The organism is uncultured Frigoribacterium sp., from assembly GCF_963515265.1.
GTDB lineage: Bacteria > Actinomycetota > Actinomycetes > Actinomycetales > Microbacteriaceae > Frigoribacterium.
This window is the reverse complement of sequence record NZ_CAUPYL010000134.1, coordinates 1-7,311: the sequence shown is the minus strand read 5'-3', so window position 1 is coordinate 7,311 and position 7,311 is coordinate 1. Positions and strand designations below refer to the sequence as shown.

Below are 7,311 nucleotides of genomic sequence, written 5' to 3'. Positions count from 1 at the left end.
TCGCAGCGGCCCGACCGTCGCAGCGGCGCGACCGTCGCAGCGGCGCGACCGTCGCTGCGGCGCAGCCGCCCTACGACGCGGCGGGCAGGCCGTTCGCCCGAGCCACCTCGCCGTACCAGCGGGCGCTGGGCTTCGGCGTGCGCTCGAACGTGTCGCGGTCCCAGCCGATGAGCCCGAAGGTGGGGCGGAAGCCGCTGGCCCACTCGTAGTTGTCGAGGGCGCTCCAGTGCTGGTAGCCGAGCACGTCGATGCCCTCCTCGATCGTGGCGTGGATGCCCTCGAGCGCGCCCTGCGTGTAGGCGATGCGACGGCTGTCGTCGGCGGTCGCGATGCCGTTCTCGGTGACCATCACGGGCACGTGGCCGCTGAGCTCCCAGGCGCTCCGGATGCCCTCGGCGGCCGCGGCCGGCCAGAACTCCCAGCCGGTCAGGGTCGTCTCGAGGCCCTCGGCGACGGGTCGCGGACCCTCGGGCCCGACGAAGGTCTGCGTGTAGGCCTGCACGCCGACGAAGTCGTCGCCCGCCGCCATCTCGCTGTACCAGTCGTCGCGGACGTAGCCGTACTCGCGCGTCATCTCGGCGGCGCCCGGCTCGTCGACGGCCTTGAAGGCCTGGGTGGCGACGGTCCAGCCCGACTTGAGCCCGTCGACCTGCGAGAGCACCTCGCGGCTGCGCCGGTGCGAGGCGAGCAGCGCGTCGGCGACCTGCAGGTCGGGGTTCGGCAGGCCGTACGCGACGAGGTTCGAGGCGTCCTCTCCCCCGGCCAGCATCGCGGCGATGTTCGGCTCGTTGATCGTGCAGACGTACCGGACGCCCTCGCTGACGACGGGCAGCGCGAGCTCGGTGTACCGCGCGAAGAGGTCGGCGGCGTCGGGCGCGCGCCAGAAGCCGTCGCGCTCGAACCAGCGCGGCACGGTGAAGTGCATCAGCGTCACGATCGGCTCGACGCCGAACTCGTGGCAGGTCTCGACCATGCGGCGGTAGTGCGCGATCTCGGCCTTCGAGACGACGCCGCGCTCGGGCTCGATGCGCGCCCACTCGATGCTGAAGCGGTAGCTGTTGAGGCCGAGCTCGGCGAGGATCCGGATGTCGTCGCGGAACCGGTGGTAGCTGTCGGCGGCGTCGCCGCTCGGCTCGACGATCGTCGTGCCGGGGGCGTGCTCGTGCACCCACCAGTTCGAGTTCACGTTGTTGCCCTCGATCTGGTGCGCGGCGGTCGCGGCGCCCCAGAGGAAGCCGTCGGGGAAGGTCAGCATCGGGTGTCCGTTCTGGTGGTGCGAGGTCGGGCGGGTCAGGAGGCGCGGTGCGTGCGCCGCGGGTTCGGCACGGCGTCGAGCAGGCGCACCGTGTACGGGTCGGTCGGCCGCTGCAGCACCTCGGCGGTGCGGCCGCGCTCGACCACGGCGCCGTCGTGCAGCACCATCACGTCGTCGGTGATGAGCCGCGCGCTGAGCAGGTCGTGCGTGATGTAGAGCATCGAGACCCCCCACTGTTCGCGCAGGTCCTCGAGCAGGGCGAGCACGCCGGCCCGCAGCGACACGTCGAGCATCGAGACGGGTTCGTCCGCGATGATCACCTGCGGGTCGCTGGCGAGCGCCCGCGCGATGACGACGCGCTGCCGCTGACCGCCGGAGAGCTGGTGCGGCAGCTTCGCCGCGAACTGCTCGACCGGCGTCAGACCGACGGTCTCGAGCAGTTCCAGGACACGGCGCCGCGCCTCCTGCCCCCGCAGCCCCGTGTAGTTCACGACCGGCCGCGTCAGCGTGTACTCGACGGTGTGCAGCGGGTTCAGGGCGGAGTACGGGTCCTGGAACACCATCTGCACGTCGCTGCGCAGGTCGCGGAGGCCGCGCCCGCGCACCTTCGTGACGTCGACGTCGCCGAACGTGATGGTGCCCTCGCTCGGCTTCTCGACGCCGGTGACCATGCGCGCGATCGTGCTCTTGCCCGACCCCGACTGACCGACGAGCGCGAGCGACTGCCCCGGCTCGAGGGTGAACGACACGTCGCGGACGGCCCGCACGGGGTCCTCGCCCCGACGAGGAGGCGCGTAGGTCTTGCTGACGCCGGTCACGGTGATCGCGCTCTGGGCCACCTTCGTGCTGCGCGTCGCGACGCTCGGCGTGCTGGTGGTCGTGTCGACGCGGCGCTCGCCCCGGGCCCGACGCACCGCCCTGTCCTCGAAGCCGGGCAGCGAGACGACCTCGGCGCGGGGGTCGGCGTAGTGCGACAACAGCATCTGCGTGTACTCGTGCTGCGGGTCGGCGAGCACGTCGGCGGAGCGGCCGTCCTCGACGATGCGGCCCTCGTGCATGACGAGCACGCGCTCGGTCGCCTCGAGCACGATGCCGAGGTCGTGGCTGATCAGCACGGCCGTGAAGCCCTCGCTCTGCTGCAGCGAGATGATCGTGTCCATCACGGCGTGCTGCACGAGCACGTCGAGCGCCGTGGTCGGCTCGTCGAAGACCATCAGCTGCGGCTCGAGCGAGAGGGCGAGGGCGATCGAGACGCGTTGGCGCATGCCGCCGCTCAGCTCGCCGGGGAACCGCGCCAGCACCTTCGGGTCGAGCTCGACCTTCTGCACGAGCTCGGCGGCGCGGGAGTCCCAGCGCTCGCGCGGCACGTGGCCGTGGGCCTTGAAGATGTCGACGAAGTGCTTGTGGATCGTGCGCACCGGGTTGAGCGCGTTCATGCCCGACTGCAGCACCATCGCGAAGCCGCCTTGGCGCTGCTGGCGCAGGGCCTCGGCGTCGAGGTCGCGGATGTCGGCGCCGTCGAAGACGATGCTGCCGCCGTTGGTGCGCGCCGGCGGCTTCTGCAGCCGCGTCAGCGCGTAGCCGAGCGTCGACTTGCCCGAGCCGGACTCGCCGACCAGGCCGACGAACTCGCCGCGGCGCAGCGAGAACGACACGTGGTCGACGGCCTGCACCGGCGTCGAGGCGGCTGACTCGTAGACGACGCTGAGGTCGCGCACGTCGAGCAGCGGGGCGTCACCGGCGGTCGTCGTCGTCGAGGAGGCGGTTGCGTTGCCGAGACCGGTAGCCGAATCTGACGAGCTCATCGTTCTTCCTTCGTTCCTGTTGCTCGCTGGCCCGACCCGGCAAGCCGGGTCGGCGCTGGCGTCGCAGTGACGCTGGCGCGTCCCTCTGAGCTCCAGCGCGCCTTCTTCTTGGACGTGCCCTCGCGCAGGCGCGGGTTGCTCACGGCGTCGACGCCGAAGTTGATCAGCGTGAGGCTCATCGCGAGCAGGGCGATGCAGAGGCCGGGGGCGAACAGGAGGATCCACTGCCCGGTGAGCAGGGCGTTCGAGTTCTGCGCCCAGTAGAGGATGGTGCCCCAGCTGACGATCGACGAGTCGCCGAGCCCCAGGAACTCGAGGCCCGCCTCCGCCAGGATCGCGCTGGTCGCGGCCCCGAAGAACGAGCCGACGATCAGCGACGTCATGTTCGGCAGGATCTCGCGGAACACGATGCGCGTCGCGCCCTCGCCCGAGAACCGGGCGGCCTCGACGAAGTCGCGCGACCGCAGCGACTGCGTCTGGCTGCGCAGCACGCGGGCGCCCCAGGCCCAGCCGGTCACGACGATCACCGCGATGATGACCGCGATGCCGCCGTTCTGCAGGTAGGCCGCGATGACGATCATCAGCGGCAGGCCGGGGATGACGAGGAACAGGTTGACGACGAAGCCGACCACCTCGGCCGCCGGGCCGCGCATGTAGCCCCAGCTGAGGCCGATCCCGACGGCGACGAGCGTCGCGGCGATGCCGGCCACGAAGCCGACGAACACGCTGATGCGGGCGCCCCAGATCAGCTGGCTGAGCACGTCCTCGCCGGCGGCGGTCGTGCCCATCCAGTGGGCCCAGGAGGCGTCCTGGTTGCGCTCGAACCCGTTCTCGCTGCCGCCGTAGGGCGCGATGAGCGGGGCGAGGACGGCCATCAGGACGAAGACGCCCAGGATGACGATGCCGATCTTGGCCTTCGGGTTCGACCAGACGACGCCGGCGGTGCGCAGCACGGTCTGCCAGGTGCTGGGCGCGGCCTGCTCGGCGGCGGGGCCGGCAGGGTCGCCGCCCTCGGGGAGGCGGACGGACACGGTGGAGGTCATCGGCGGGTCCTTGGGTCGAGCACGCCGTACAAGATGTCGACGAGGAAGTTGGCGACGAGCACGCTCACGGTGATCATCAGGAAGAGGGCCTGCATCAGCGGGTAGTCCTGGCCGATGACGGCGTTGAACAGCAGGTAGCCGATGCCGGGGTAGCCGAAGACCTGCTCGACGAGGATCGAGCCGCCGACCACCCCGCCGAGGGCGAGGCCGAAGCCGGTGAGGTTCGGCAGGATGGCGTTGCGGGCGGCGTAGCGCACGGCGACCGTCCGGCCCTTCAGGCCGTTCGCCTCCGCGAAGGTCACGTAGTCGTCGCCGAGCGTGTTGATCATGGCGTTCCGCATGCCGAGGATCCAGCCGCCGAGGCTCGTGACGAGGATCGTCACCGCCGGCAGCACCGCGTGCAGCAGGGCGTCGCCGACGAACGCCGGAGTGAAGCCCGGCGTGGTCGTCGCGCCGTAGGCCCCGGTGGTCGGGAACCAGTGCAGCACGTAGCCGAGGAAGAAGAGGAGGAGCAGGGCCGTCCAGAAGTACGGGAACGTGCTCATGAAGCTGCCCGAGAGCGTCGGCAGCGAGTCGAGCCAGGTGCCGCGCTTCCAGGCCGCGGCGACGCCGATCAGGGTGCCGACCACGAACGCGATCACGGTGCACGCGCCGACGAGGATCAGCGTGTACGGCAGCGCCTGCCCGACGAGGTGCCCGACCGTCTCGGGGAAGAACGTGTAGCTCGTCCCGAAGTCGAGCCGGACGACCTGGCCGAGGTAGGCGACGTACTGCTGCAGCACGTTGCCGTCGGGCACGCCGAGCTGCGCCTCGATGGCGGCGCGGGTGGCCTCGGTCACGGGGCCGTTCTGCGACAGCTTCGCGATCGCGGCGTCGGTGGGGTCGCCGGGCATCAGCCGCGGCAGGACGAAGTTGAGCGTCACCGCCGCCCACAGGGTGAGGACGAAGAGGCCGAGCTTCTGGGCTGCGTACTTCACTGGTCGTCACCGCCCTGGTCGACGCGCTTCAGCTTCGTGAAGATCAGCAGCGGTGCCTGGTCGTAGTTCTGCGGGGCCATGTACGGGTCCTTCTCGCTCGGCCAGCCGGTGAACTTGGAGTCGTTGAACAGGCCCCAGAGGCCGCCGTAGTAGAGGCCGATGACCGGCTTCTGCTCGTAGACGACGTTCTGCAGCGCGTACGACAGCCGCTGCTGCTCGGCCGGGTCGATCGCGGCCTTCCACTCGTCGAGCAGCTCGTCGACGGCAGGGTCGCTGAAGCGGCCGAAGTTCGAGGCCGTCGTCTCGCCGACCGGCGTCGCGAACCCGCTGTTGAGCAGCGTGTTGTAGGCCTGGTACGTGTTGCCGTTGCCCATGCCGCCGAGCGCCATGTCGAACTCGCCGTTCGCGATGGCCGACTGGTAGCCGGCAGGCTGGGGAGCCTGGATCTGCACGTCGATGCCGATCGCGCCCAGCTGGGCCCGCACCTCCTGCACGGCCCTCAGCCAGTCGGTGTAGCCGTTGGCCGTGAGGATCGTGATGCGCAGCTGCTGGCCGTCGGGGCCGACCAGCTGGTCGCCCTGCTGCGTGTAGCCGGCCTGCGCGAACGCGGCGAGGGCGCCGTCGACGTCCTGGCCGATCACTCCCTCGTTCGGGATCGAGGGGTCGAGGTCGTCCTGCTGGTTGGGCAGGATGAGCCCGGTCTGGCCGGCCGGCTCGAGGTAGCCCTCGGTCGCCGACTCGGCGATCTGGTCGCGGTCGAGCGCCAGCGCGATGCCGTTCCGCACGTTGACGTCGTCGAAGGGGGCCTTCGTGAGGTTCGGCATCAGGCCGATCACGCCGCCCGGCGGGAACCAGTACGAGTTCGTGTCGCTCGCCGCGCCCCAGGTGCCCTCGACGTCGCTGATGAACGAGTACGCCCAGTCGTAGCCGCGCGTGACGGTGTCGAGCTGGTTGTTCGTCGCGGGCAGGATCAGGTGCGCGATGTCGATCTTCTCGGCCTGCCAGTAGGACTCGTTCTTGTCCATCGAGTACTGCAGCGCCGAGTAGTTGCCCAGCGTGAACGGGCCGGTGCCGACCGGGTCGGGGTTGCGGTACGTCGCGGGGTCGTCGACCTGGCTCCAGAGGTGCTCGGGGACGATCGTCGTCTGGCCGATGATCTCCATGGCCGGCACGTCGTCGGTCTGCAGGTGGAAGACGACGTGGTCGCCCTGCTGCTCGATCGTGTCGATGTGCTGCCAGGCGCCCTTGAGGTCGAGCGCGGGGTTCGCCTTGATCAGGTCGAACGTGTAGACCACGTCGGCGGGCGTCATCGGCTCGCCGTCGGACCACTCGACGCCGTCGCGGATCGTCATGTCGACGGTGCGCGCGTCGGGCAGCGTCGTCTCGCTCGCGAGCCACGGCGTGATCTCGCCGTCGAGCGGGTTGATCTCGAGCAGGGGCTCGTAGATCCACGTCGAGGCGGTGCGCTTGTTCGTGAGGAACGGGTTGAAGTTCCGCTCGAACTGCGGGTTGCCCTTGTCGGCGTTGATGAGCATCGTGTCGGCGCCGATCGTCGGGTCGGGCTCGCTGCGGATCTGGATGCTGCAGCCGGTGGCCACGAGGACCACGGCGGTGGCGGCGGCCAGGGCCGCCACGGCGGTGCGCGCTCGGGCGCGGTGTCTGTTCGTGTGCGTCATCGCCACGGTTCTCTCATTCGTCGTCGAGGTGAGCCTCGTCAGTGTAAGCGCATACATGGCTGCGCCGCAACGGTGGGCGGCGGCATGAACCGCGTTCCGAACCATGAACCGCGTTCTATCTCGGTTCATGGTTCGGAACGCGGTTCGAGGCCGGACCAGGGTCGGGCCGGGCCGGTCAGCGGGCGGGGCAGCTCTCGCGCAGCAGGACCTCGACGGGCAGGATCACCCGCTGAGGAGGCGCGGTGGGGTCGGTCAGCCGCGTCACGATCGTGCGCACCGCGACCCGGCCGAGGTCGTTCATCGGCTGGCGCACCGTCGTGAGGCGCGGCGTCGAGAAGCGGCCCGCCTCGATGCCGTCGAAGCCCGTCACGGCGACCCGGCCCGGCACGTCCACCCCGTGCGCGACGAACGCGTCGAGCACGCCGAGCGCCGACTGGTCGTTGGCGCAGACGACGGCCTGCGGGAGCGGGTCCGGGGACGCGACCAGCGCCTCCCCGGCCCGCCTGCCGCCCTCGCGCGAGAAGTCGCCGCGCTCGACGCGCACGCGGACAGGGC

Annotated in this window: 6 protein-coding genes; all 6 read right to left on the bottom strand. The window is 70.6% G+C overall.

The features are described from left to right. Positions 1-70: 70 nt before the first annotated feature. Positions 71-1,255, bottom strand: a complete 1,185-nt coding sequence (locus RWM17_RS10515; RefSeq protein WP_314103448.1) for a family 1 glycosylhydrolase — start codon at positions 1,253-1,255, stop codon at positions 71-73. 35 nt (positions 1,256-1,290) lie between these two features. Further along, positions 1,291-3,060, bottom strand: a complete 1,770-nt coding sequence (locus tag RWM17_RS10510) for an ABC transporter ATP-binding protein (protein WP_314103446.1) — start codon at positions 3,058-3,060, stop codon at positions 1,291-1,293. Then, entirely contained in the window at positions 3,057-4,103 is a 1,047-nt protein-coding gene (locus RWM17_RS10505; protein WP_314103444.1) for an ABC transporter permease, read from the bottom strand. The genes RWM17_RS10510 and RWM17_RS10505 overlap by 4 nt, the downstream gene beginning before the upstream one ends. Then, on the bottom strand, positions 4,100-5,080 hold the full coding sequence (locus tag RWM17_RS10500) for an ABC transporter permease (protein WP_314103442.1): 981 nt from the start codon (positions 5,078-5,080) through the stop codon (positions 4,100-4,102). Before RWM17_RS10500 ends, RWM17_RS10505 begins: the two co-directional genes overlap by 4 nt. Further along, positions 5,077-6,756: an ABC transporter substrate-binding protein gene (locus tag RWM17_RS10495; protein WP_314103439.1), complete on the bottom strand. Its 1,680-nt coding sequence runs from the start codon at positions 6,754-6,756 to the stop codon at positions 5,077-5,079. Before RWM17_RS10495 ends, RWM17_RS10500 begins: the two co-directional genes overlap by 4 nt. Positions 6,757-6,931: 175 nt before the next feature. Then, positions 6,932-7,311 (bottom strand): substrate-binding domain-containing protein (locus RWM17_RS10490; RefSeq protein ID WP_314103437.1); only part of this gene is annotated, 380 nt, incomplete at its 5' end.